Genomic DNA, 24,894 nt, shown 5'->3' with positions numbered 1-24,894 from the left:
CCGTACAAAGCCTTGAGAGACATCTGCTTTTTTGAGTTGCTGGCGCTTAGCATAAAACGTCGAGGGATTGAGTTCATTAAGCTTACAAAATGCAAGCGTTGACAATGAACTCGATTCAGACTGAGCGATGAGCGTTTGCCATTCTTGATTAGTGTGTCGTTTTCCCATTTCAAATCTCCTCATGGTTGGAGACTTGATCTTATTCTTCGCGCTAGGCGATTAGAATGCGGGTTTTATGGAGCGCTTACCATCAAACTGGTAAAAGGCTACAGCCGAGACCACCGTCCAGAGCTAAACCAAGTGGTCCTTGAGCTGATCTGTGAAAATCAAGCAGGTCTGCCTGTTTACATGCAAGCACTCAGTGGCAACACCAATGATGCTAAGGCATTTTCAGAGGTCACCAAGCCACATATTCATTGCCTAAAAGCAGCTCAAAACAGTCGCTACTTCATCGCTGATGCCGCTCTATATACCGAAGAAAGCATTCGTTCACTGGATGARCAACAACAGAAGTTTATTACGCGTGTTCCAATGACGATTAAGTCAGCCAAAGAAGCCTTAATGAACCTTAAACCAGAGCAGCTGAGCTGTATCGGCAATGGTTACTCGTGTTGTTGGGTTGATGCTGACTATGGCTCGGTATCTCAGAAGTGGTTGTTGGTTCATAGTGAGCAAGCAACCAAGCGAGAAGAAGCAACGTTCTATAAAAACTTAGACAAAAATATCACCAAAGAGCTGAAAGCGTTGGGGCAGTTAATGAAAAAGCAGTTTGCTTGCGCTGTGGATGCCGAGCAAGCAATGAGCGACTTCGCCAGCCAGTGTCATTTGCTTGGCTTTGCGCAATCAACCCTCGTAAAAGAGCCAATCTATTCAGGTCGCGGCCGGCCAAAAAAAGACGCAAAGCCAACGGGATATCACTATTTAATAGACGCTACGCCTTATACCGATTTGGAAAAAGTGAAATTANCGATACTGACTGCGCCGATCTAACGATGGCTGCGTTACTTGAGCATTACAAGTCACAGCAAAAGGTAGAACGCGGATTTCGCTTTTTGAAAAGCCCTGAGTTCCTGACATCATCAATTTTCCTGAAGAAGCCTCAGCGAATCRAAGCGCTGTTGATGATCATGACGCTAAGTTTACTCGTTTACGCTAGCTTAGAGCACAAAATCCGAGAGAGTCTCACTAAAACCGAGGAATTCTTTCCTAGCATGGTGAAGAACAAGAAGACAACTAAACCGACAGCGCGTTGGGTATTCTTAAAGTTCGAAGGTATAGACATACTCGAAATTGGCGGTCAAAGCTCCATCATAGGTGTTCAAGAGCATCAGGCTCGGCTACTCAAGCTTCTTGGCATACTGTATGAAGCGGTTTATTCCTAAATTGGCTGCGGAATCTCGGTTAGTGTTTTGCTCTTGATTATAAAAAGGCTATGCGGAGTTGATATCACCTGATTTTTTCATTGAGAATCTTTGCTGCATTTTTCTTTCTTTTTTGTAGCTTCCCAAGTGTTTCAAACCTAGAAGGGAACACATGCATACAACGCAGCAAGAAAATCGCAATCTTTTCCCTGTAATACCCAGTAATTTTATAGTCGCTATCGCAATAACGCTTATACAACAACTCCCACTCAAAGAACTGGATGTGTGCAACCTTTCCAGAGGTTCTCGATACTCTTGCTTTGCCTAAAAACTTCAAACACAATCCGAGCCCCAATTTACTAGCGGGCCCAATAAATGCTCAAGTCGAATGGATGAATCAAATTGTTTGAGCGCAGCAAGAAAAAGTGCCTGCGTACAGTCTATGATAAAATTAGGATAGCCGGGACTAATCTGCTGGCTTCCTGACGGTTCAAAGTTTTTAAATAACGGGAAGTTCCATAAAGAGAGAACATCTTTGGTTAACCCAAAGTAAAAGAAATCACTTATATGGTACGCAACTGGATAACCTTTGGCATATTTCCTAGAAAAAATATCACAAACCACAACACGTTCTTCAAGAAATGCGTCGACATCAGAGCGCTTTAAGTACTTTTGCTGCAACTCTACAAAGTGATTAGAGGTCAGATAGTTATCACTACGAAGTTTTAGAGCATACTTAGTTTTGACTCTTTTCAATCCTTCAACAGAAGAGACAATTTGACGGTTATTGTTATACTTCTGAGGCTCACCTTTTAATGTGTAGTTACGACTGTTACTACCTGGATCTGAGGAGATGACAAGCTCATCAAAATCTAACTCCATGAGGTCTTGTTCAGGCCAAGTAGACAGAATAATTTGCGCGCCAGGTAGGTGCTCCCGAACCGAATTTAAGCATTTAATCGTAATATTAGGTTCTTGAGGGCGATCATTAAAATTTTGTACAGGCCCCTGAACCACAACAGTTATATCTTTAAAGTCAATCACAAAGTTTCTCGATCAGTTTAGAGTAGTGTCTGCTAACCACTTGATTTGATAAAAATGGAATGTCGTCCGGCCCCACTTTCGGAGGATGCTCCAGCACTAAATTAATTTTCTTAGCAAGACTGTCAACATCTCCTTTAGGAACGATCCATTCAGATAATCGACCAGAAAGTAGCTCATCAAGGCCACCAACATCCGTTGCCACTACAGGGGTATTTAACGCCAAACTTTCAACGACAACAGTCGGTAAACCTTCAAAGTCAGAGCTTAATATATAGGCACTGGCCTTTTTATAATAAGGTAACAAGTTTTTACAGAACCCCCAAAAGACGATATCGTCAATGACACCTAATTGCTCCGCTAATTGCTTAAGCTCCTTAAGTTTGCGCCCTTCACCAAAGATCACCAACTTATGAGTTCTCTTCGTTTTTGCATAAGCTCGAATTAATACATCAAAACGCTTTGTTCGATCTGGACGCCCCGCAGCCATGATAAACTTATCAGGAACTCGCTCTGTAACGCCTATTTCAGCACGCCTCGCTAAGTCAGAAAAATCAAAGCCATTATAAATGGTTTCAAGGCTAGTTGGTGTCGCTCTCATCTTGTCTAACATATCGGCTTTTACAGAGTTAGATACCGCTAACAATCGTTTGCCACTGTACACAGACCGGTAAACTAGCTGATAAAAAACTTTCGATAGTCCTTTCCTTCTTCCTAAGAAGTTATCGTACTTACAACTATGTAAAACACCATAATGCGGTAAAGACATAGAGCTAAAGCTAATAAATATTGAGCCATGAACTATTGCAGCATCATAACCTTGCAAATATGAATCCAATTGTCGACTGAAGTATCCGCTGCACAAAAACTGATAGATATGTCTCCCAAAAATGTATTTTAGGAGCCGAAACTTAAAACCAGACAAACTGCGTTGACTTTGGTTACTAAGGCCATGGATGTCAACGTACTGATCGTTGTCCTTTAAGTCTTCCTCAGGGCGTTCAATAAAAACATAGTCAACTTGCCAACCATCTTGACGTAGCTCCTTAACTACATCACGGGTTACAAGGTATAAACTCGTGTGGTAATTACCACTTAACACAAACGCTATCTTCTTCGTGTTCATTTATAGGTCTCATTTACTATAAATACATACGCCTAAATGCTAACATATCTTCTCCTCTAACATGTACTTTGCCTATGATGAAAAGACTAATTGTTGACCTAGACGGCACCATAACAACTGCCGACACCTCTGATTATAGAAATGTATCTCCAGATTTAGAGGTTATCTCACGCCTACGAGAATATAGAGCTAAAGGCTTTAGTATTACGATTTCAACAGCAAGAAATATGCGCACTTACGAGGGGAATGTAGGTAAGATAAACATTCATACTTTACCTATAATTACTGAATGGCTAGATAAGCATGATGTACCTTATGATGAAATCTTAGTTGGGAAGCCATGGTGTGGGCACGAGGGCTTCTACATCGATGACAAAGCAATTCGTCCATCTGAGTTTCGAAAAATGTCATTAGATGAGATCTATAATCTACTTGATGGGGAGCGCTAATCTTGTTCTTAATTATGTCTGCAGCCTATGTTGGTCAAGATCTAAGAGCCGAGTTTGGTTCGATTCCACCCGCTTTTCTACCTTTGGGTAATCGACGATTATTTCAACATCAAGTTGCAAAGATTCCGCAAGGAAAGAGTATCTATTTATCTGTACCTAAATCTTACCCGGTACAGGAATTTGACCGTTTGTGGTTAGAAGAACATAACGTTACCCTATTGCCACTTCCTGACAACCTATCATTGGGTGAATCTTTGATGGCTGCTTTAGCTCTCATTGAGCATTCTTTTGATACTGATTTAAGCATTCTCTATGGTGATACTCTAATAACTCCGCCTAGTACACAAGATGTTGTGTCAATATCAAAAACGGACAGCACATACAATTGGGCAACCGTTGATGAAGGAAAACCTGAATGGCTTGATACTGAAGGTGCTAACATTGGTGTACATAGCCAAGTTGTTAGTGGTTACTTCAATTTTGCCTCCCCAAGGACCTTGATTCGCTGCCTGAGCCAAACACATTGGAACTTTTTACAAGCGCTAAGCCTTTATCATGATATTAATGGTATCCAAACCTGCCAGTGTGATGATTGGTTAGACTTCGGTCATATCAATACCTATTACCGTTCTAAAGCTCTCTACACAACACAGCGAGCGTTTAACGAACTCACGATTACTGCTGATTGGATTGAAAAAAGTAGCGCAAAAGATAAAAAGATTGCAGCTGAGTCTAACTGGTTCAAGACACTTCCGAGCTCGCTAAAACATTTTGCACCACAGTACCTGGGAGAAAAAAAAGTCGATAAACGCACTGCTTATCGTCTTGAATATTTATACAACATCGCTCTTAATGAACTCTTTGTATTCGCTCACCTCCCGGAGATGACTTGGAAGCAGATCTTAGATCAGATGCTTTCTTTTCTATCTGCATGTCAAAAGGAAAAGGCCCCCCTTGACGCGGCAACTGATTCCTTAGACGGTCTATTTTCTGGTAAAACAGAACAACGACTGAAAGAGTTTTGTCGAGATAGAAGCTACGATTGGGAACTTCCGTGGCGTTTTAACGGCAAACCCTCTTTGAGTTTAAAAGCACTTTATGAAGCCACTCTGGATGATATCCCAAAAGGCCAGCAACCAAGCTTAATGCATGGCGACTTTTGTTTTAGCAATATACTTTATGATTTCCGAAAAGATCGAATCAAAGTAATCGATCCTAGAGGCATTACCTCAAATAATATCCAAAGCATCTATGGACACATTCAGTATGACATAGCAAAAATCTGCCATTCTGTTATCGGGTTATACGATTGGATCATCGCTGGCTATTATCACGTTGATACTCATGATTATCGAGTAGACTTTTCTCTTGCTGATACCGAACATTTAACCAGTATCCAACAGATATTTATTGACGCATTAACTAAACACTACGCGTTGTCAGAATTAGCATTGTATGCAATGCAAATTCAACTGTTTTTATCTATGCTTCCATTACATAGTGATGATCCAGAACGACAAGATGCTCTGATGGCTAACGCCTATAGACTCTATTACCTAATGCTAGAGAACAAGAAATGATTATAATTCCAATGGCGGGGCTGAGTTCTCGTTTCTTTAAAGCTGGTTTTAAGCAGCCTAAATACATGCTTGAAGCACATGGCCATACATTATTTGCTCACGCAATCAACAGTTTTAAAGACTACTTCTCTTCCGAGCATTTCCTATTTATTGTTCGTGATGTTCAGGACACTGCACAGTTTGTGGCTCAGCAGGCAACCTCTCTAGGTATAGTGTCTTATGAAATTAAGATATTGAACGAGGAAACGAGGGGGCAAGCAGAGACAGTATATTTAGGTAGTCAACACTGTGATGAGCATGAACCTATCACAATTTTTAATATTGATACTTTTAGACCCGGCTTTAACTATCCGGCTTCGATGGATCAATGGGATGGCTATCTAGAGGTTTTTTCAGGTGAAGGGGATAATTGGTCTTATGCCCGCCCCGTGTCCAGTAAAAGTACCAAGGTCATTGAAACCGCAGAAAAAAGACGTATTTCTGATCTGTGCTGCACAGGGCTATACCAGTTTTCGTCACTGAAAGACTATCGAGATAGTTACCTTCACTATCTATCTTTGCCTGCAGAGCAATGGGATAAGGGAGAGCTCTATGTCGCTCCTCTTTATAACTATTTGATTCAGAGAAACAAGAATATCCATTACCACTTAATAGAGCGTAACGAGGTTATCTTTTGTGGTGTTCCCGATGAATACTACGAGTTTTTAGAGCAAAAATAGTATCAATCAAAGAATAAGAAGTAGCACATCGATGAAACGAATTTTAGTCATTGGCCCATCTTGGGTTGGAGATATGGTCATGTCTCAATGCCTTTATAGCACTATCAAACAACAAAAACCTGATGCAATCATAGATGTGATGGCTCCAGCGTGGTGTCGGCCAATACTAGAGCGTATGCCCGAAGTAAATGAAGCTCTGTCTTTACCTTTTGGTCATGGCGATTTCAAATTCTCAGAACGCCGTTCCCTTGGGAAATCTTTGCAAGGAAAATACGATGAGGCCTACGTACTACCCAACTCAGCGAAATCGGCCTTAATCCCATGGTTTGCCAAAATTCCTGTCAGAACAGGGTGGAAAGGAGAGATGCGATTCGGTCTTTTGAATGATATTAGACCAAACAAAAAATCCTTCCAATTCATGACTGAACGCTATGCTGCACTAGCCTACCCAAAAGAAAAAATGACGGGCTCGGAAGCACTTGGCGGATTAGAAAAACTACCCAAACCTAATCTCTATATAGACACAAAATCACAGAAGCTTACTGTCGAAAAGTTTAACTTAGAAACTAAGCGCACAACTGTAGGTCTATGCCCTGGAGCTGAGTTTGGTCCAGCGAAACAATGGCCAACAGCGCATTATGCAGAAGTTGCATCCGCTCAAATAAAGAAAGGTGCGCAAGTTTGGTTATTTGGTTCAGCAAAAGACAGTGCTACGACTCAGGAAATCATTTCACACATCCCCGAACCACTAAGAGAGCATGTCTTCGACCTAGCGGGAAAAACAAGCTTAATCGAAGCCGTTGATCTATTGGCACATTGCCACACCGTAGTCAGTAATGACTCCGGGTTAATGCATGTCGCTTGTGCTGCCGGCTGTGATGTTGTAGGTGTCTACGGCTCTACTTCACCCAGTTATACTCCACCATTAGCGAAACGCAGCACCGTTGTACATACTGAAATAGAATGCCGCCCTTGTTTCAAGCGTGAATGCCCCTATGAGCACTTAAAATGCTTGACCGAGCTAAAGCCAGAAAAAGTTAATCATGCAATTCAAGAGCTGAGTAAACAAAGGCTAGAAACGATTATCACAACTTCCAAAGTAAACTCGTAATTATGGCGATTCGCTTTATCTATACGCTCCTACTAGCGTTAGTTGCACCTTTCCTATTGCTTTCTCTGTACAAGAACAAGCCTGGAAAGCCCAAATTTGGGTCTCGCTGGAAAGAACATTGGGGGCTGACTCCAAAAGCCGATGGAGTCGATCCTATTTGGATCCACGCCGTATCAGTAGGCGAATCTATCGCAGCGACTCCGATCATCCGAGAGCTAAAAGCTCTTCACCCACAACGTGAGATTGTAGTTACCACAACAACGAGTACTGGTGCTGCGCAAATAGATAAACTTGGCGATTTAGTCACACACCGCTACATGCCCATAGATTTCCCTTGGTGTATAAGCGGCTTTCTAAAATCCGTGCAGCCCTCGAAAATGATAATCATTGAAACTGAGCTGTGGCCAAACACGCTACATCAAGTGGCGAAGCTTGATATTCCAATTATTGTAATCAATGCCCGCCTTTCCGAACGCTCCTGCCTAAGGTATCGAAGATTCCAATATGTTTTTAATTTGCTATCAACAAATATCACAGCGTTACTTTGCCAGTACCAAAGTGATGCGGACCGATTTATAAGGCTCGGTATTCAAAAAGAGCGAATTAATGTAACTGGCTCGATTAAATTTGATATCGATGTATCACAGAAAATAGTTGATGAAGGTAACTCTTTGCGTAAGCAACTAGGGAAAGGTCGTCCAGTATGGATTGCAGCTAGCACTCACAAGGGTGAAGATGAAATTATCCTTGCTGTGCATCAATTGATTTTAGAAAAGAAACCGAATGCTCTTTTAATTCTAGTTCCTCGTCACCCAGAAAGGTTCAATGACGTAGAGTCGCTTTGCAAGAATTCAGGAATGAATGTAACAAGAAGAACAAACGATAAACTCTATAGTAGTAATACAAACGTCTACTTGGCAGATACTATGGGAGAGATGATGACTCTGATTTCCGCAAGTGATATTTGTTTTATGGGGGGAAGTTTACTGGGTGGCAAAGTCGGAGGTCATAATTTCATTGAGCCTGCTGCACTAAAAAAGCCTTGTCTAACAGGTCCAAGTTATTTTAATTTTTCAGATATTGCACAGCAACTTATACAAGTTGAAGCGCTCCAAGTTATAAAATCACACGATGAGCTTAGTCTCCATATACTCGGTTTAATTGATTCTCCAGCTAAGAGTGTTCAGATGGGAACCAACGCACTAAGTGTAGTAAAGCAGAATCAAGGGGCTCTCAAAAAAACAATTGGCATGATAGAGGTTTAATTGATGAAACTAGTAATTTACAGAAGAAAAATATTCACCTCTAGCGGTGCAGGCCAGCTCATTGTCATGCAAGCAAAGAAATTGAAAAAATTAGGTAAAGCCTTTGAGTTAACTTGCCAAAAAGGCTGGGGAACTCTTTGGTTTAAGCACTTTCAAATCGCCAAAAAGGCGAAAGTCGTCAACAATAGATTGGTAGTTAAAGAACCCCAAAACACAGCTATCATTGATCATGAAGGCAGTCTTCAAAACGCCGACCTCACCTTCATCCACAACGTTCCATTAACGAATATTGAACACGATGAAAATAGTTACACAGGATGGCTCAGGCAGAGTGAAAATCATATATTCACTCCCTCACAATGCGCAAAAAATGTGATGGTCCACCTCGGAGTCCCAGATGATCGGATATCTGTTATCCACCCTGGCTATAATCATCAAAAATTTAACCTAGAAACCAAAACGCTATGTAGAAGCCGTGCAATAAAAGCTCTAAAACTAGAAGGTTATAAAAAAGTCATTGGCTTTATTACTTCAGGAAACTTTGAAAAACGTGGATTAAAGGAATTTTTAGATATTTGCCAAAAGGTCGCTGAAGAAAGAGACGACATTGCATTTTTTGTTCTAGGTGCCAAAAGAATCCCAAAAGAGTTAAGTCAGCATCCCGCTCTATCTCTCAAACAGTTCCGCTACAAACCAAGTAACTCTAAGCCCAATTTTTGGTTAAGCTCGTTGGATATTTTTGTCTACCCTGCAAAGTTCGAAGAGTTTGGAATGGTTGTAGCCGAGGCTCTGGCTATGGGCACCCCTGTCATTACGACGCAAAACGTTGGGGCTCACGAGATATTAAGTGAAGAGTTTAAAGACTGGATAAACCCTTCTGTAGATGTAGATTGGTTTTCAGAACGCATACTTCAATTAGCGGAAAACCGTGATACTTATCAAAGCTTAGTTGAAGCTGCACGTAAATCGGCAGCCTATGATGATATAGACTACGCAACACGCTCTTTAGCTGCAATTGATAAACATTTAGTCAAACACTAAAGTAACCGGAAGAATGGTAACAATAGTGTAAGCCACTACTATTCTTCCGATTTTAGGATTTACGCTGATTTTAGAGCAATGTTGATGGAGGTGTTTATAATCGCTAAACGTGAACCTATAACTAAAATGACAAGATAATTAGCTTGCTAAAACTCACACCACTTCTATGAATTTGTTGTGACCCACGACGGTTGTATTATCCGGTACATCTTTAGTTACAACTGCGTTTGCTCCGATAATGACATTATTTCCAATTTTTATGTCGCCAACAGCCACCACACCAGAGTATATGATCACGTCATTTCCTACTGTAGGCATGCCCAGTCTATCTCTATGCGCTCCGCCTAAAGTCACATTCTGAAAAACTCTCACATTATTTCCAATAACTGAGCCACCACCAATCACTATACCGACTGCATGACCAATAATGAACCCATCACCAATGACAGCTTTTCTTGAGATATCACAATGATGTTTTTTATACACTTTCCTTTGAATTTTTCGTGCAATCCAATCTAAATGGATAGAGCGGTACAGTCGCATCAGAGAAATTCTTTTTTCTAGTAGCTGACTTGGGGTCCCAGTCAAAAGCATAGACCAATATAAACTAATGATCTTTAATATATTTTTAAGCATTTTAAGATTCTACTTACCAGTTATTTGTTGAATTTCGGGCTCAATTTGGCTAACGATTATATCCATCTAGCAAATATTGCCACTCTTTTTCGTCCCAGTTAATTCTTTCTTTCACCTGTTCTTTCTTAAATGACCTAAGTAATCGCTTCAAGTTATCATTTTTCCATTTATCACCAGACTCTACACGGCACTTATCAAAGTCAATAATCCACACGGAATTCGATTTATCCAATAGAATATTATGGATATTGAGATCGGTATGGTTAACTTGTTCTTGATGCATTTTAGCTATCATCTTTCCAATATCTTGATAAAGTTCCTCAGTTAACTCCTCGTCTTTAAGGATAGCGACCAAATCTTTAGCTCCTGGGATTTTTTCAACTAAGATATCTGCTTGATAAGTCCAACCAGTTTTCACAGCGCTGGCGGCTAATGGTCTAGGCACATTGACATTGGCTCTATGAAGCCTATCCAAGATCATCATTTCTTCATAACAACGAGTTTTGTTCCAATTTGAAAAGCGATAACGATCTTCTACCAACCTTCCAAACAAGCCACCACGGCGATAATGACGTAGAGCAGCATGAATATTACCTAAATTAACAAACCAAGTCGTGCCTCTGCCTTGAGCACTGCCGATCACTTTATCTTGCCCCTTCCAAAAATCAGGATCAAACAATTGCGGTGATGCTTCATCAATCAGTCGACTCTCGTACCATATAACCTGATTTTCTAGAAGAGATTGTTTAATCATTTTATAATTCACCAATTAAAGATACTGACTAAATAACCTGAATATTTTACATTTATTCTCCGTATCTGCATAATTCGTATTAGTCGTTTCTGATTGAAGTCCCTTATGGCTCTATTTTCTTCTGCCCCAAAAAACTTATGTGTGCTCCGTCTTTCAGCAATTGGAGACGTTTGCCATGCTATCTCGGTAATACAAGCTATTCAGCATCACTGGCCTACTACTGAAATTACTTGGGTCACAGGTAAAGTGGAAGCTCAACTCATTCAAGACCTACCAAATCTTAAAGTAGTCGTCTTCGATAAACAGCAGGGCTTTGCTGGAATGCGAAATGTTTGGAAGGAATTGTCAAATACCCGCTTTGATTGCCTTTTACATATGCAAGCTGCTCTGAGAGCAAGCGTACTTTCTCTCGGTATAAAAGCTAAGTATAAAGTAGGATTTAGCCGTAACCGAACTAGAGAAGGGCAATATTTCTTCACCAACAAACACTTACCAAACACTAGTGCTTTCCATGTTCTAGACAACTTTGCAGAGTTCGCACGCTATATCGGTGTCCCGTTTGATAAACCGCGATGGGATATTCCCTTGAAACAACAAGAATTAGATTTTGCAGAACAGAATATACCCAACAATACATTGGTGATATGTCCTTCCGCGAGTAAGGATGAACGTAACTGGTTGACAGATAGGTATGTTCAGCTAATCGACTATGCTCATAGAAAAGGTTTAAATATTACTCTATGCGGTTCGCCCTCAAAGAGAGAGGTGCTATTGGGAAAAAGGATTGAAGCTTTATGTACGTCACCTGTTAACAATTTAATAGGCCAAACAAATCTCAAGCAACTTATCGCAGTGCTCGCTAAAGCTCGTATCGTAGTAGCCCCTGACTCCGGCCCCGCTCATATGGCCACAACACAGGGTACACCCGTAATTGGGCTTTACGCACATAGTAACCCTGAACGAACAGGGCCATATAATAGCCTCGACCTCGTTGTAACGTCCTACGATAGCCATATTAAAAATCAATCAAAATCAGCTTCATGGGGAACTCGAGCCAAAGGTGATACACTTATGGAAGCTATTACTTTTGAATCAGTAAAGGAAAAGCTAGATAGCACCTTAAACAAATACGTAAGTTGAGCGAAAACGGATATGACAACTCATGTGAGTATCGGCGTTCTTATGATCGTCAAAAATGCAGAGCAACACCTGGAAAAGACTTTGTCTTCCGTTTCAAGTTGGGTGGATGAAATCGTAATTTTAGACTCAGGCAGTACTGACGGTACCTTGGATATCGCAAGAAAATATACTGATTCTGTCTACCATCAAGACTGGCTTGGTTTTGGTCCTCAACGACAAAAAGCGCAAAGTTTGATGAGCAGTGATTGGGTTCTACCACTAGATTCTGATGAAGAGGTCTCTCCTGAACTTAAAGCATCTATTCTTCATGCAATAAAGACAGATGATGGTAAATCAGTATATAAAATTAACCGCTTAACTGAAGCTTTTGGCAAATTTATTCGTCACTCAGGGTGGTACCCTGACCGAGTAACTCGCCTCTACCCAAGGCTAGCCACACAATATAATGACGTCCTAGTGCATGAATCAGTGATTGTGCCAGAGGGTTTTAAAGTCAAGCAATTAGACGGTGACCTATTTCACTATACAATTGACTCTATGCCGAATTACGTCCGAAAGACTCAACACTATATGGAAGCTTGGGCAGATCAACGAGAAGGAAAAAAATCGGTATCACTGAGTAGTGCAATCAGTCATGGTTTTTTCCGATTTTTCAAAATGTATATTATCAAACGCGGATTTCTTGATGGAAGACATGGGTTGTTACTCGCGCTACTTAGCGCTAATACAACATTTACACGCTATGCTGACCTATGGCTACGAGATTATATGAAGAAGAAGAGAGTTGAGTAATAACCACTATGAAAATATGTCACGTTAATCTAGCTTCAGGGTATCATGGTGGTGAGAATCAAACACTTCAGCTCATAAAACAGCAGCTTAAACTAGGATATGAACTAACGGTTATCGCTAACCCTAAAAGTCCTTTCGCTAAAGCAGTGCAAGAGCTAGGGTGCCGCTGTATTTTAACCAAGCATTATTTATTCAAACATCAGCGCTCAATTACTCAAGGCTGTAAGGTTATCCATGTTCATGAAGGTCGCGCTATTTATTGGGCTCTGATTCAACATTTACTTTACAAAATCCCCTACATCATCACACGCCGTATCGACAACCCGCTCAAGAAGAAATGGCTTTCTAACCTAGCATATGAAAAAGCAGATGCTCTCATTGGACTAAGTAGGGAGATTGTATCGAGAATTAAATCCGTATTTCCGAATAAACCAGTGGAATGTATCCCTAGCTCCCCTGTACGTTACCCTTGCAATGAACAGGATGTAAATAAAATCCGTCAGCAGTTTGTAGGCGATTATTTAATCATCCATGCCGCAAATATGCTTGAACACAAAGGATTTGATGTAACAGTAGAGGCAGCTAGAATACTCTCTAAGCAAGACCCAAGTATCCATTTTGCTTTACTTGGTGATGGAAAAATCCGATGTGAGTTAGAGGAAAGGGCCCACGGATTAGACAATATTAGTTTCGTAGGAAAACAAGAACAAATGGGTGACTGGTTCGCAGCTGCGGATATGCTCGTTCACCCGTCATACTCAGAAGGGCTTGGCTCAGTTATTCTCGAAGCTCTTGACGCAGGGTTGCCAGTTGCAGCTAGTAAAGCCGGTGGTATTCCAGATATTATTGACCATGGGAAGTCAGGTTTATTGATTGAGCCCGGGGATGCAAAGCAACTAGCTCAAGCAATTCTAGATACAAAAAATGACGAGCGACTTCGCACTTCAATTCTCCATGGCGCAAAGCTAAAACTCAAGACTTTCCGTATTGAGTACACAACCCAACGCTATGAACAACTATACGCAAGCCTAAGAAAAGAGTAACTCAATGAAGAAGACAGTTATTTACCCAGGTACTTTTGATCCTATCACTAACGGGCATCTTGATCTCATTGAACGTGCAACGAAGATGTTTGATGAGATCATTATTGCGGTAGCTGCAAGCCCAAGTAAAAACACTTTGTTTACCTTGGAAGAACGTGTAAACCTGGTGACAGATGTCACCGCAGATATGCCTAGTGTCACAGTCAAAGGGTTCTCTGGATTAATGGTTGACTTTGCTAAGCAAGAGCAAGCTAACATACTCATCCGAGGCTTACGTACTACGGTAGATTTTGAATATGAGTTCGGCTTAACTAATATGTATCGAAGGCTCCTACCCGGGCTTGAAAGCGTGTTCCTCACCCCTTCGGAAGAGTATGCCTTCCTATCTTCGACTATTGTTCGTGAAGTCGCGATACACGGTGGGGAGATAAGTCAGTTTGTGCCACAGAAAGTTGCAGATGAAATCAAACTGAAAACAGTGAAATAGTCCTGTGTTCAAAAACAAAAATAGCGCTCATTGAGCGCTATTTTTTATGACTGCAATTGGAGTTTACAGTGAATAGTAAGCTTTATACCAATCCGCGAATGCTTTGGCGCCTTCTTGGATTTTAACTTGAGGCTTGTAGCCGACTGCTTCAAATAGGTCTTCAGTATCGGCGTAAGTTGCGTATACATCACCAGGTTGTATTGGCATAAAGTTCTTCTTCGCTTCGATGCCTAAAGCCGTTTCTAATGCTTCAACGTAATCCATCAATTTAACTGGGCTACCATGACCGATGTTGAATACGCGGTATGGTGCTGAGCTGGTCGCTGGTGATCCTTGCTCAACCGTCCAATCTGGCTGTTTAGCTGGAATACGGTCTTGCACACGAATAATGCCTTCAACAATATCATCGATGTAAGTGAAGTCGCGCATCATGTCGCCGTTGTTGTAAATATCGATCTCTTTACCCGCTACGATTAAGTTCGCAAACTTGAACATCGCCATATCTGGGCGGCTCCAAGGGCCGTAAACCGTAAAGAAACGTAGGCCTGTTGTCGGCAAATCGTATAGATGAGAATAGGTATGCGCCATCAGCTCATTCGACTTCTTAGTCGCTGCGTACAATGAGATCGGGTGGTCAACGCTGTCTGCCGTGTGGAATGGCATTTTCTGGTTCAAGCCATAAACTGAGCTTGATGAAGCGTAAACTAGGTGCTCTACCTTGTTATGGCGACAGCCTTCAAGAATAGCTAGGTGACCGACAAGGTTGCTATCGGCATACGCCATCGGGTTATCAATTGAGTAACGAACGCCAGCTTGCGCCGCTAAGTGGATAACGCGGTCAAACTTTTGCTCAGCAAACAACGTTGCCATGCCTTCTCTATCCGCAAGATCCAGCTCGATAAAGGTTAGGTTTTCATGCTCAATGCGCTTTAAACGATCATGTTTTAAAGAAACTTCATAGTAGTCATTCAAGTTATCAATACCGACCACCACATGTCCAGCTGCACATAATCGCTCTGAAACTGCAGAGCCAATAAACCCGGCAACGCCAGTTACTAAATATTTCATTCTACTATTCTCAATTCATATCATTAGTGTAATTGTAGCTACTAGCCTGCCTATCTACTAGCGTAAAAAAGTGAACATAAGTTCAGTTTTTTTATACTTGGCACTCTTCACAGAAAAACGTGTTCCTCTGCCCAATTTTTACCTCTTGAATCAGAGCTTCACAACTCGGGCACTTTTCTCCCGCTTTACCATAGACTTGCAGTTCTTGTGCGAAGTATCCGGGCTTACCATCTGCTTGTGCGAAATCTTTTAGGGTGGTGCCACCTTGCTTGATAGCCGTTGCGAGGACTTGTTTGATCTCATCGGTTAACAAGATCCATTCAGCTTTAGTGACCTTGTTTACTGATCGTAACGGGTGGATTTTTGCAGAGAACAAAGCTTCATTAGCGTAGATATTCCCGACACCGACCACCACTTTGTTGTCCATGATGAACTGCTTGACCGCAACTTTACGCTTTTCTGCCTTTTCTGCGATATAGTCAGCGTTAAAGTCATCCGTTAACGGCTCAGGACCAGAGCCAAGCAACACAGAGTGAACTTCATCAGGCGCCGACCACAACCAAGCGCCAAAACGACGCGGATCGTTATAGCGCAGTACTTTGCCGTTAGTGAGCTTGAGATCCACGTGATCGTGCTTAGCTGCTGGGAAGTCTGCATCTAACACACGAAGTGAACCCGACATACCAAGGTGAACAATAGCAGTCCCCGCATCGGTTTCAATCAATAGGTACTTTGCGCGACGCGAGATTGAGCGAATCACCTGCCCTTCTAATGCTTTTAGCTCTTGTGGGATATCCCAACGCAACTTTGACGTGCGAAAGGTAAGCGTTTTAATGGTCTCACCGACTAAATGAGGCGAGATCCCCATGCGGCTTACTTCGACTTCGGGTAATTCAGGCATAATCTAATCGTCCGATGTTGCGGGATTGTCTAGGTTAAGACTTGGAAACAGGTAGCTCTCTTCAATAGACACCGCCAACCACTGATCATTCCAGTTTTTTAACAACCAAAACTCAGGGAGCTGATAATAAGTAATGCGTTGCGGCTCTTCTTGGTCTTGATACCACACTTCTATGGTGTGCGGGGTAGTCAGCTGAGAAGTTAGGTCAGTATAGGTTTGCAAATCAACCTCGGTACCAACAAGCTGTTGCCAACGTTGAGAGCGTTCTTGAGCACTAATGCTTTGAGTTGGGGCGGAGCCTTTCAATTGATAGCTCCACTGGCCATCTTCGAGCACCAATGACCACTTTGCAAAGTGCAAGGCTTGAAGTTTGGCTTCGGGATTTAGCAGGTAGGGGTAAGAGCTACTGACCTGATGTTCAGGCTCGGGCTCGATTAGATAGGCTTTGATCAAAGTAGGAAGGTTAAGCACCCCAATAAAAGCGATCACGCTTAACATGAGTATGTTGTTCCACCTGCGTCCACGATATCTCATCTGATTCTGCCATCTAACCTATTGAGCCTTGAGTATATCGTGAAAGTGGAGACACTTTCTATGTTGCTATTTGTACTGGTTAGATCCTTGTAAAGATTAAAAGATACGTGAGGCCACCAAATTTTAGGTATAAAAAAACCCAGCGATTAAGCTGGGTTTTTCAATTCTTTCTTCTACTGAAGAAGAGCCAAAAAAGCATCAATTACTTGATTTTCGCTTCTTTGTACATAACGTGTTGGCGAACTACTGGATCAAACTTTTTGATCTCAAATTTGCCTGGCATGTTACGCTTGTTCTTATCAGTTGTGTAGAAGTGACCAGTACCTGCAGAAGATACTAGACGAATTTTCTCACGAATGCCTTTAGCCATTGCTTAATTCCTCTTAAACGTTTTCGCCACGTGCACGGATATCAACAAGAACAGCATCGATGCCTTTCTTATCAATGATACGCATGCCTTTAGCAGTTAGACGTAGTTTAACAAAACGTTTTTCGCTCTCTACCCAGAAACGATGAGTTTGTAGGTTCGGCAGAAAACGGCGCTTAGTAGCATTGCGTGCGTGTGAACGGTTGTTACCCGTTACTGGACGCTTACCAGTTACTTGGCATACTCGGGACATGAATGTCTTCTCCAATCGTTTCAGCTCGATATCAACCTTGGTGGCCGAACCTCTCTATCAATTAAAATAGAAGGTAAAAACCGTTATGGAAAATCCATACAAGGCTATCAAAGGTCGCGCATTATACTAACTTGACACGCATTGCTCAAGACCCGAACAGATCCTTTTTGCGGATTTCGTGATCTTTTTTTGTGCAGCGCAGCTTGCTTGAGTAATCAGAGCTGATTTTAGGTCTAAAAATGTGGGCGGAATGATAGCAGATTTAACGTAGTTAACAACCTAAAATGTGATTCAAATCCATCCGCGCTCAACAAAAGAGACAACTTCACCATCTCCGACCACAAAATGGTCGAGAATTCGAATGTCCACTAGCGCTAAGGCATCAATCAATCGACGGGTTATTCGCCTATCCGCTTGGCTTGGCTCTGCGATACCCGAGGGGTGGTTATGTGCCAATATGAGGGCGGCAGCATTATGGTGAAGTGCCCGTTTAACGACCTCTCTGGGATAAACCGATGCAGCATCAATCGTCCCCTCAAACATCACTTCATCCTTTATTACCCTATTTTGGTTATCAAGAAACAATATATAGAAGGCTTCTCGCTGGCGGTCGCGCAGCATACTTGAGAGATAGAGCTTGGTATGACTCGGGCTGGTCAGTGCATCGCCTCGAGATAAGGTCTCTGCGAGGTAACGCTGCGTCATCTCTAATACGGCTTGTAATTGAACATACTTCGCTTGCCCCATCCCTTTATGAGCACAGAACTCAACTTGTGTTGCTGAAAAAAGGTGCCTGAGCGAACCAAAGTCCTTGAGCAGCTTGTCTGCCAGCTCTAGAACGTTCATTCCTTGCGTGCCAGTTCGAAGAAATATGGCTAGCAGCTCTGCATCACTCAAGGAATCAGGCCCTCGAGTCAATAACTTTTCTCTCGGCATCGATTCGACAGGTATTTTATCTATTGGCATATAAAACTAATCACTAGTCATGAACACGACCCATAACCTTAATGAGATCGTAATCAGAGATCCTTCGATAGAGACAAAAGGAAAAGAGTCACTAGCAAAACCGTGTAATTGATAAGTTTGATAACACCAACTTGATGAGCGTCAAGTCTGTTCAAGTTCTGCTTCTAGGCACTCATCCTTTGTTCTGATATCGTAAGTCGCAGAAAAATTAAGGAACAGAATCATGCAAACACAGGTTAATCCACTGAGTAACGCTGACCAACAAGGCCTAGCTGGGAAAAAAATCCTCCTTGGCATTAGTGGTGGTATCGCTGCGTATAAATGTGCCGAACTGACTCGACGCTTAATTGAACGTGGTGCGCAGGTACAAGTCGTCATGACAAATGCAGCCAAGGAGTTCATCACTCCTCTCACCATGCAAGCCGTCTCTGGAAGACCAGTGTCTGATAGTTTGCTTGATCCTGCTGCTGAGGCTTCCATGGGACACATCGAGCTAGCGAAATGGGCTGACCTGGTATTATTAGCACCGGCAACCGCTGACCTGATTGCGCGCATGACCGCGGGAATGGGGAACGACCTACTGACCACTTTGGTTTTAGCAACCGATGCGCCAGTTGCGGTATCGCCAGCAATGAACCAACAAATGTATAGCCACCCTGCCACTCAAGAGAACATCGCGACACTAAAACGTCGTGGTTGTGAGATTTGGGGCCCAGCATCTGGTGAACAAGCGTGTGGCGATGTTGGTATGGGTCGTATGTTAGAGCCAATGCAGCTTGTGCACCGCTGTGAGGACTTCTTCCAAGCTAAACCACTTGCTGGCCGCTCTGTGCTTATCACTGCAGGACCAACGCGTGAGGCCATTGACCCAGTGCGTTACATCACCAACCACAGCTCAGGCAAAATGGGCTATGCGTTAGCTGAAGCCGCAGCTAAGCATGGTGCAACGGTCACTCTAGTGAGTGGCCCTGTGTCACTCGCTACTCCAGACAAAGTGACTCGCGTCGATGTCGATAGTGCTCAACAGATGTTTGATGCCGTTACTGTTCAAGCCGCTCAACACGATGTTTTCATCAGCTGTGCCGCGGTTGCTGATTACCGCCCTGAGACCATTGCAGACCAGAAACTTAAAAAAGTAGATGGCAAAGATGACATGACGATTCAAATGGTGAAAAACCCAGATATCGTCGCTTCTGTCGCGGCAATGACTGAAGGCCGCCCATTTACAGTAGGGTTTGCGGCTGAAACGCAAGATGTTGAGAAATATGCTCGCGGTAAGCTAGAGCGAAAGAACCTCGATATGATTTGCGCTAATGATGTGTCTGTCGAAGGTCAAGGCTTCAATAGTAGTAGTAACGAATTACATCTTTATTGGAAAGGTGGCGATAAGTCTCTGCCATTGGATAGCAAAGGTGCGCTTGGATTCCAGATCCTTGAGCAGATCCAACAACTGCTAGAAAAAAATCACTAACTCACTGATTAGAGCAATATTGTCGGATAAGTAGACAATCTTAAGCTGACAATCTGCTGACACCTCTCGATTCTGTTGACCTAGGGCTTACAAAACTAGGAAACAGAATTGAATGGTGTTTATAATCCTTCTTCACTCAATCCTCATCTTTAGGAAAGGAAGTAAATAGATGGCTGGTACTCGAAAATCAAACCGTCGTGAAGAAATCCTACAAGCTCTCGCACAAATGTTGGAATCGACCGAAGGTGCTTCTCGTATCACGACGGTAAAATTAGCCAAGCAAGTTGGCGTTTCTGAAGCAGCACTTTACCGCCACTTCCCTAGCAAAGCTCGCATGTTTGAAGGCCTTATCGAGTTTATTGAAGAAGCCTTGATGTCTCGAATCAACCGCATTCTGGATGAAGAAAAAGACACGCTAGAGCGCATACGCCTAGTACTGCAACTGATCTTAGTTTTCTCAGAACGTAACCCAGGCCTGACTCGAATTTTATCTGGCCATGCTCTAATGTTTGAAAATGAGCGCCTACGTGACCGCATCAATCAACTGTTCGAACGTATTGAGACTCAACTTCGACAAATTCTGCGAGAAAGAAAACTTCGTGAAGGGAAATCATTCCCCGTTGATGAGAAAATCTTAGCGGCACAATTGCTCGGCCAAGTTGAAGGCAGTCTGAATCGATTCGTGCGTTCTGACTTCAAATATCAACCGACAGAAAACTTCGATGCTTATTGGGCACTGCTCAGCGCTCAGATTAAGTAGCAATCAAATTAAGTAGCAATCAAATTCTAAGTGATGGTTATGACGACGAAAACTTCTCCGACAAGCAGCACTGCACAACACGTTATTACTAAGCCGCCTTTTACTCTGGCGCTACTCCACCCTAAATATTGGGGAGTGTGGTTCGGTTTTGGGTTATTGGCGCTTATCGTTAACGTTCTTCCTTACCGTCTCTTACTGCTGTTAGGACGATCGTTAGGCTCTTTGGGTGCTCGCTATGGTAAAAAGCGCGTCGCAGTAGCGACACGTAACTTGGAGCTCGCCTTCCCAGATAAGCCTGCTGACGAAGTCGCAGCGATGGTCAGCGAGAACTTCAAGAACACCGGTATGGCACTTATCGAAACCGGTATCACGTGGTTTTGGCCTACGTGGCGTTTCAAGCGCATCCTAGTGGATAAAGACACACAAATGCTGCGTACGCACAAAGCCAACGGTAAAGGTGTTCTTCTATGCTGTGTGCATGCCTTAAACCTAGAGATCACGGCACGAGCAATGGCAGTACTGGGTATTTCTGGCTTAGGGGTTTATCGCCCACACAACAATCCGGCTTATGAGTTCATTCAATACCGAGGTCGAACTCAGAACGGCAATCGTCTTATCCACCGTAAAGACGTGAAGCGTATGATTCGAATCCTGCGTCAGGGTGAAATCCTTTTCTACCTACCGGATCATGATTACGGTCGTAACAAGTCTGTGTTTGTGCCTTTCTTTGCGGTAGAAGATGCATGTACGACGACTGGTACTAGTATTCTGGCTTACACCAGCCGCTGCGCGATTGTTCCAGGCTCTGGTTTTAGAAACGACAACGGCAAATATGAAATCATGGCCGATGAGTCCATCGAAGATAACTACCCGCAAAAAGATGAGAAAGCGGCTGCCGCTTACATGAATAGCTATCTAGAGAAAATTATCTTACGCGCGCCAGAGCAGTGGATGTGGCTGCACAAGCGTTTCAAAACCATGGAAGACCCAGAGGCTGAACGCGGCATTCGTTATAAGTAGAGTAGCCGCTATAAGTAATATTCTGAACCAAAAGAAAAGGGGCTGATGATTCATCAGCCCCTTGTGCATTCTATAGCTATAACAAATTGTATTAGATGCCGTACTGAGCGCGGTACGCTTTCACGGCTTCAAGGTGCGCTGCATCAGTCCCCTTCTCTTCAAGGAAAGTCACTAGGTCAGTCAGGCTAACGATAGAGATAATCGCACAGCCAAAGTCACGTTCTACTTCTTGAATCGCAGAGAGCTCGCCTTTGCCTTTCTCTTGGCGATCAATCGCAACAAGAACGCCCGCTAGATCGGCACCATTCGCTTGGATAATTTCCATCGATTCACGAATTGCAGTACCTGCAGTGATTACGTCGTCCACCAGCATGATACGACCTTCCAGGGCACTACCGACTAGGTTGCCGCCTTCACCGTGGTCTTTCACTTCTTTACGGTTGAAGCAGTAAGGCGTATCTACATCGTGGTGATCGGCCAGTGCAACAGCTGTTGTCGTTGCGATTGGGATACCTTTGTATGCAGGGCCAAACAGTACATCAAATTCAATACCAGAATCCGCCAGTGCTGCTGCGTAGAAACGCCCCAAGCGCGCTAAGTCACGGCCTGTGTTAAACAATCCAGCATTGAAGAAGTAAGGGCTCTTACGGCCAGACTTTAAAGTAAACTCACCAAACTTAAGTACTTCTTTCTCTAGTGCAAATTCAATAAATTCACGTTGATATGCTTTCATGCTCATCCTCTATGTTTACTCAATAAAACTTAACTTACGCTCTGTAGCACCCTTTCAGGTTTTACAGACAAAAAAATAGCCCCCAATTTGGGAGCTATCTAAAAACTATTCTGCCAACGCTGCTTTCTGCGCTTCAACAATATCGGCAATGCCCTTATTCGCCAGGGCTAAAAGCTTCATCAGCTCTTCGTGGCTGAACGGTTCGCCTTCTGCGGTGCCTTGAATCTCAATCATCTTACCGTCTTCCGTCATTACAACGTTCATATCGGTATCGGCTGCTGAGTCTTCAACGTACTCAAGGTCACACAGTGCTTGTGCACCAACGATGCCCACTGAAACTGCCGCTACGTGGCCTTTCATAGGGTTCTTTTTCAGCTTACCACTGTCTAGTAGGCTCTTGATTGCATCAGCCATTGCTACGCTTGCACCTGAGATAGACGCAGTGCGTGTGCCGCCGTCTGCTTGAATAACATCACAATCAACCGTGATCATGATTTCACCCATCGCTTTAAGATCCACAACAGCACGTAGGCTACGAGCGATCAGACGTTGGATTTCCATCGTACGGCCGCCTTGCTTACCGCTCGCCGCTTCACGACGGTTCCGAGTGTGCGTTGCACGTGGCAGCATGCCGTATTCAGCCGTTACCCAACCCTTTCCTTGACCTTTCAACCAACGCGGTACGTTTTCTTCTACCGTCGCATTACATAGAACTTTAGTGTTGCCGAACTCAACTAATACAGAACCCTCAGCATAAGCTGTGTAGTTACGAGTAATTTTAATTGGACGAATTTGATCTACAGCGCGGTCATTTGGACGCATTGGTATCTACCTTATTAACAGTCTGAAGTGATTTACTATCGAAAGAGTGCATCACCTAAGAAAGGGGTGAGACAGTTTTGATTGGGGCAAGATTATATAGCAGTTTATCTTTCAAATCTATTTACCGTTCAAAGCTATTTACCGTAACCGGCTATTTATAGTCACAAGAGACAAGCTTCGGGAGCACACCATATCGTGATACTATGCGTGCGCGTTATTTTCAGAATGATAAAAGACAGGAAAATTCGATGATTTATAGTATGACCGCGTACGCACGCAAAGAAGTAAAAGGCGATTGGGGCAGCGCAGTATGGGAAATCCGTAGTGTAAACCAACGCTACCTAGAAACTTACTTCCGTATGCCTGAACAGTTCCGTGGTTTAGAGCCTATCCTACGTGAGCGCTTCCGTAAGCGCCTAGCACGCGGCAAAGTAGAATGTAACCTACGCTTTGAAGCAAACCCTGCAGCAAAGGGCGAGCTAAGCATTAACGAAGGTTTGGCACAGCAAGTAATCAATGCTGCGAACCAAGTTATGACGATGACTGGCGAAGACAGCCGTTTGAACCCATTCCAAGTGATGAACTGGCCTGGTGTGATGGAAACGCCAGAGCAAGACATGGATGCTATTAACAAAGACCTACTTGAAGCGTTCAACGATGCAATCGCGGAGTTCATTGACGCTCGTGCTCGTGAAGGTGAGAACATGAAGGCGCTAATCGTACAGCGCTTAGATGCGATCACTGAAGAAGTCGTGAAAGTTCGTGCACGCATGCCTGAGATCCTAGAGTGGCAACGTGAGCGTCTTCTTACCAAGTTTGAAGATGCAAAAATTGAGCTTGAAGGTTCTCGCGTTGAGCAAGAGCTTATCCTACTTGCACAGAAGTCAGACGTAGCAGAAGAGCTAGACCGTCTAGACTCTCACGTGAAAGAAGCGAATGTCGTATTGAAGAAAGGTGGCGCTTGTGGCCGTAAGCTAGACTTCATGATGCAAGAGTTCAACCGTGAGTCAAACACGCTAGCGTCTAAGTCTATCAGCACAGACATCACAGCATCGGGCGTTGAGCTTAAAGTTCTTATCGAACAGATGCGTGAGCAAATTCAGAATATTGAATAACAGTTTGTCAGTAACACGCTGTGAATAGCCATTAGCTGAATCAGTGTTGATTAACTTAAAGATAAGCTCCTATTTTAGGGGCTTTTTTTAGGTTCATCGCGGATTAGCGGGAACTAAAAACAAAAAAAAACGGTAGTAAGTGATATGGTTTAGTCGCCAAACAAAAATCATACACAAACTACCGTTTCCATGCCGAATCATACTTTCCTATCTTCATTCTGGGAAGGCTTTAAAATAGTAAAGTCTCACCAGACAGCATCACTTATTACCCTGACTCTTAAACCTAACTCTGAGGCGAAATGCCCTTGTGGTCTTGAGGCCGAGGCTATCCATGAGTAT

26 protein-coding genes and 2 pseudogenes are annotated in these 24,894 nt (G+C 43.0%); 15 read left to right on the top strand and 13 right to left on the bottom strand.

Features of this window, described 5'->3' with window-relative positions:
• A pseudogene (locus L1D11_RS22805) lies at nt 1-168 on the bottom strand (IS66 family insertion sequence element accessory protein TnpB); the annotation flags it as partial.
• An 81-nt stretch (nt 169-249) separates the two neighbouring features.
• Here L1D11_RS22805 and L1D11_RS20910 point away from each other — a divergent pair.
• Nucleotides 250-1,382 (top strand): annotated as a pseudogene (locus L1D11_RS20910) (IS1634 family transposase); the annotation flags it as partial.
• A 312-nt stretch (nt 1,383-1,694) separates the two neighbouring features.
• Here the strand turns inward: L1D11_RS20910 and L1D11_RS20905 are convergent.
• Both L1D11_RS20905 and L1D11_RS20900 read right to left on the bottom strand, forming a co-directional pair.
• Nucleotides 1,695-2,405: a WavE lipopolysaccharide synthesis family protein gene (locus L1D11_RS20905; protein WP_239862755.1), complete on the bottom strand. Its 711-nt coding sequence runs from the start codon at nt 2,403-2,405 to the stop codon at nt 1,695-1,697.
• Nucleotides 2,398-3,528: a glycosyltransferase gene (locus tag L1D11_RS20900; protein ID WP_239834157.1), complete on the bottom strand. Its 1,131-nt coding sequence runs from the start codon at nt 3,526-3,528 to the stop codon at nt 2,398-2,400. The genes L1D11_RS20905 and L1D11_RS20900 overlap by 8 nt, the downstream gene beginning before the upstream one ends.
• A 77-nt stretch (nt 3,529-3,605) precedes the next feature.
• On the opposite strand from L1D11_RS20900, the gene L1D11_RS20895 reads away from it, so the two are divergent.
• The 6 genes from L1D11_RS20895 to L1D11_RS20870 are packed head-to-tail and all read left to right on the top strand — an operon-like array spanning nt 3,606 to nt 9,693.
• Nucleotides 3,606-3,977, top strand: a complete 372-nt coding sequence (locus L1D11_RS20895; protein ID WP_239834168.1) for an HAD hydrolase family protein — start codon at nt 3,606-3,608, stop codon at nt 3,975-3,977.
• A 2-nt stretch (nt 3,978-3,979) separates the two neighbouring features.
• Nucleotides 3,980-5,557 (top strand): capsular biosynthesis protein, encoded by a 1,578-nt coding sequence (locus L1D11_RS20890; protein ID WP_239862753.1) that lies wholly within the window; start codon nt 3,980-3,982, stop codon nt 5,555-5,557.
• A complete protein-coding gene (locus L1D11_RS20885; protein WP_239862751.1) occupies nt 5,554-6,276 on the top strand; it encodes a glycosyltransferase family 2 protein in 723 nt (240 codons plus the stop codon). The genes L1D11_RS20890 and L1D11_RS20885 overlap by 4 nt, the downstream gene beginning before the upstream one ends.
• 31 nt (nt 6,277-6,307) lie before the next feature.
• Nucleotides 6,308-7,387, top strand: coding sequence for a lipopolysaccharide heptosyltransferase II (gene waaF / locus L1D11_RS20880; protein WP_239862749.1), 1,080 nt, complete (start codon nt 6,308-6,310; stop codon nt 7,385-7,387).
• A 2-nt stretch (nt 7,388-7,389) separates the two neighbouring features.
• Complete coding sequence (gene waaA, locus L1D11_RS20875) at nt 7,390-8,652, top strand: lipid IV(A) 3-deoxy-D-manno-octulosonic acid transferase (RefSeq protein WP_239862747.1); 1,263 nt, start codon at nt 7,390-7,392, stop codon at nt 8,650-8,652.
• Between the two features lie 3 nt (nt 8,653-8,655).
• Nucleotides 8,656-9,693 carry a glycosyltransferase family 4 protein gene (locus L1D11_RS20870; protein ID WP_239862745.1) on the top strand — a complete coding sequence of 346 codons (1,038 nt, stop codon included), beginning with the start codon at nt 8,656-8,658 and terminating at the stop codon, nt 9,691-9,693.
• A 153-nt stretch (nt 9,694-9,846) separates the two neighbouring features.
• Here the strand turns inward: L1D11_RS20870 and L1D11_RS20865 are convergent, their stop codons facing one another.
• Both L1D11_RS20865 and L1D11_RS20860 read right to left on the bottom strand, forming a co-directional pair.
• Nucleotides 9,847-10,329: a serine acetyltransferase gene (locus L1D11_RS20865; protein WP_239862743.1), complete on the bottom strand. Its 483-nt coding sequence runs from the start codon at nt 10,327-10,329 to the stop codon at nt 9,847-9,849.
• A gap of 49 nt (nt 10,330-10,378) precedes the next feature.
• On the bottom strand, nt 10,379-11,083 hold the full coding sequence (locus tag L1D11_RS20860) for a 3-deoxy-D-manno-octulosonic acid kinase (RefSeq protein WP_239862741.1): 705 nt from the start codon (nt 11,081-11,083) through the stop codon (nt 10,379-10,381).
• Between the two features lie 105 nt (nt 11,084-11,188).
• Here L1D11_RS20860 and L1D11_RS20855 point away from each other — a divergent pair, with 105 nt between their 5' ends.
• From L1D11_RS20855 to coaD, 4 genes are read left to right on the top strand one after another with little or no spacing between them, the layout of a single operon-like run.
• On the top strand, nt 11,189-12,223 hold the full coding sequence (locus tag L1D11_RS20855) for a glycosyltransferase family 9 protein (RefSeq protein WP_239862739.1): 1,035 nt from the start codon (nt 11,189-11,191) through the stop codon (nt 12,221-12,223).
• A gap of 12 nt (nt 12,224-12,235) precedes the next feature.
• The gene (locus tag L1D11_RS20850) at nt 12,236-13,015 is read left to right on the top strand and encodes a glycosyltransferase family 2 protein (protein WP_239862737.1); all 780 of its coding nucleotides are present in this window, start codon (nt 12,236-12,238) and stop codon (nt 13,013-13,015) included.
• Between the two features lie 8 nt (nt 13,016-13,023).
• On the top strand, nt 13,024-14,058 hold the full coding sequence (locus L1D11_RS20845) for a glycosyltransferase family 4 protein (protein WP_239862735.1): 1,035 nt from the start codon (nt 13,024-13,026) through the stop codon (nt 14,056-14,058).
• 4 nt (nt 14,059-14,062) lie between these two features.
• Entirely contained in the window at nt 14,063-14,545 is a 483-nt protein-coding gene (gene coaD / locus L1D11_RS20840; protein ID WP_239862733.1) for a pantetheine-phosphate adenylyltransferase, read from the top strand.
• Nucleotides 14,546-14,608: 63 nt separating this feature from the next.
• Here coaD and L1D11_RS20835 read toward each other — a convergent pair whose 3' ends face one another.
• From L1D11_RS20835 to radC, 6 genes are all read right to left on the bottom strand, one after another.
• Nucleotides 14,609-15,613 (bottom strand): NAD-dependent epimerase, encoded by a 1,005-nt coding sequence (locus tag L1D11_RS20835; protein WP_239862731.1) that lies wholly within the window; start codon nt 15,611-15,613, stop codon nt 14,609-14,611.
• A gap of 91 nt (nt 15,614-15,704) precedes the next feature.
• Nucleotides 15,705-16,514: a bifunctional DNA-formamidopyrimidine glycosylase/DNA-(apurinic or apyrimidinic site) lyase gene (mutM, locus tag L1D11_RS20830; RefSeq protein WP_239862729.1), complete on the bottom strand. Its 810-nt coding sequence runs from the start codon at nt 16,512-16,514 to the stop codon at nt 15,705-15,707.
• A gap of 3 nt (nt 16,515-16,517) precedes the next feature.
• The gene (locus L1D11_RS20825; protein ID WP_239862727.1) at nt 16,518-17,048 is read right to left on the bottom strand and encodes a hypothetical protein; all 531 of its coding nucleotides are present in this window, start codon (nt 17,046-17,048) and stop codon (nt 16,518-16,520) included.
• A gap of 202 nt (nt 17,049-17,250) precedes the next feature.
• Entirely contained in the window at nt 17,251-17,418 is a 168-nt protein-coding gene (gene rpmG / locus L1D11_RS20820; protein WP_002535344.1) for a 50S ribosomal protein L33, read from the bottom strand.
• A gap of 13 nt (nt 17,419-17,431) precedes the next feature.
• A complete protein-coding gene (rpmB, locus tag L1D11_RS20815; protein ID WP_004728407.1) occupies nt 17,432-17,668 on the bottom strand; it encodes a 50S ribosomal protein L28 in 237 nt (78 codons plus the stop codon).
• A 291-nt stretch (nt 17,669-17,959) separates the two neighbouring features.
• Nucleotides 17,960-18,634, bottom strand: coding sequence for a DNA repair protein RadC (gene radC, locus L1D11_RS20810; RefSeq protein WP_239834314.1), 675 nt, complete (start codon nt 18,632-18,634; stop codon nt 17,960-17,962).
• Between the two features lie 223 nt (nt 18,635-18,857).
• Here radC and coaBC point away from each other — a divergent pair, with 223 nt between their 5' ends.
• The 3 genes from coaBC to lpxL all read left to right on the top strand — a co-directional run bounded on the left by coaBC (nt 18,858) and on the right by lpxL (nt 21,885).
• Nucleotides 18,858-20,105 carry a bifunctional phosphopantothenoylcysteine decarboxylase/phosphopantothenate--cysteine ligase CoaBC gene (gene coaBC, locus L1D11_RS20805; protein WP_239834315.1) on the top strand — a complete coding sequence of 416 codons (1,248 nt, stop codon included), beginning with the start codon at nt 18,858-18,860 and terminating at the stop codon, nt 20,103-20,105.
• A 169-nt stretch (nt 20,106-20,274) separates the two neighbouring features.
• Nucleotides 20,275-20,865: a nucleoid occlusion factor SlmA gene (gene slmA, locus L1D11_RS20800; RefSeq protein ID WP_004741428.1), complete on the top strand. Its 591-nt coding sequence runs from the start codon at nt 20,275-20,277 to the stop codon at nt 20,863-20,865.
• Between the two features lie 39 nt (nt 20,866-20,904).
• A complete protein-coding gene (gene lpxL / locus L1D11_RS20795; RefSeq protein ID WP_239862725.1) occupies nt 20,905-21,885 on the top strand; it encodes an LpxL/LpxP family Kdo(2)-lipid IV(A) lauroyl/palmitoleoyl acyltransferase in 981 nt (326 codons plus the stop codon).
• A 91-nt stretch (nt 21,886-21,976) separates the two neighbouring features.
• Here lpxL and pyrE read toward each other — a convergent pair whose 3' ends face one another.
• Both pyrE and rph read right to left on the bottom strand, forming a co-directional pair.
• Nucleotides 21,977-22,618 carry an orotate phosphoribosyltransferase gene (gene pyrE, locus L1D11_RS20790; RefSeq protein WP_239862723.1) on the bottom strand — a complete coding sequence of 214 codons (642 nt, stop codon included), beginning with the start codon at nt 22,616-22,618 and terminating at the stop codon, nt 21,977-21,979.
• Nucleotides 22,619-22,723: 105 nt separating this feature from the next.
• Nucleotides 22,724-23,440, bottom strand: coding sequence for a ribonuclease PH (gene rph, locus L1D11_RS20785; protein WP_239862721.1), 717 nt, complete (start codon nt 23,438-23,440; stop codon nt 22,724-22,726).
• A 248-nt stretch (nt 23,441-23,688) separates the two neighbouring features.
• Between rph and L1D11_RS20780 the strand changes: the two genes are divergently transcribed.
• The gene (locus L1D11_RS20780) at nt 23,689-24,555 is read left to right on the top strand and encodes a YicC/YloC family endoribonuclease (protein ID WP_239834318.1); all 867 of its coding nucleotides are present in this window, start codon (nt 23,689-23,691) and stop codon (nt 24,553-24,555) included.
• Nucleotides 24,556-24,894 lie beyond the last annotated feature (339 nt).

Origin of the sequence: Vibrio sp. Isolate32 (assembly GCF_022397955.1) — a bacterium.
Lineage (GTDB): Bacteria > Pseudomonadota > Gammaproteobacteria > Enterobacterales > Vibrionaceae > Vibrio.
Note: the sequence above shows the minus strand (reverse complement) of the source record. Positions and strands in the feature narration are given on the sequence as shown.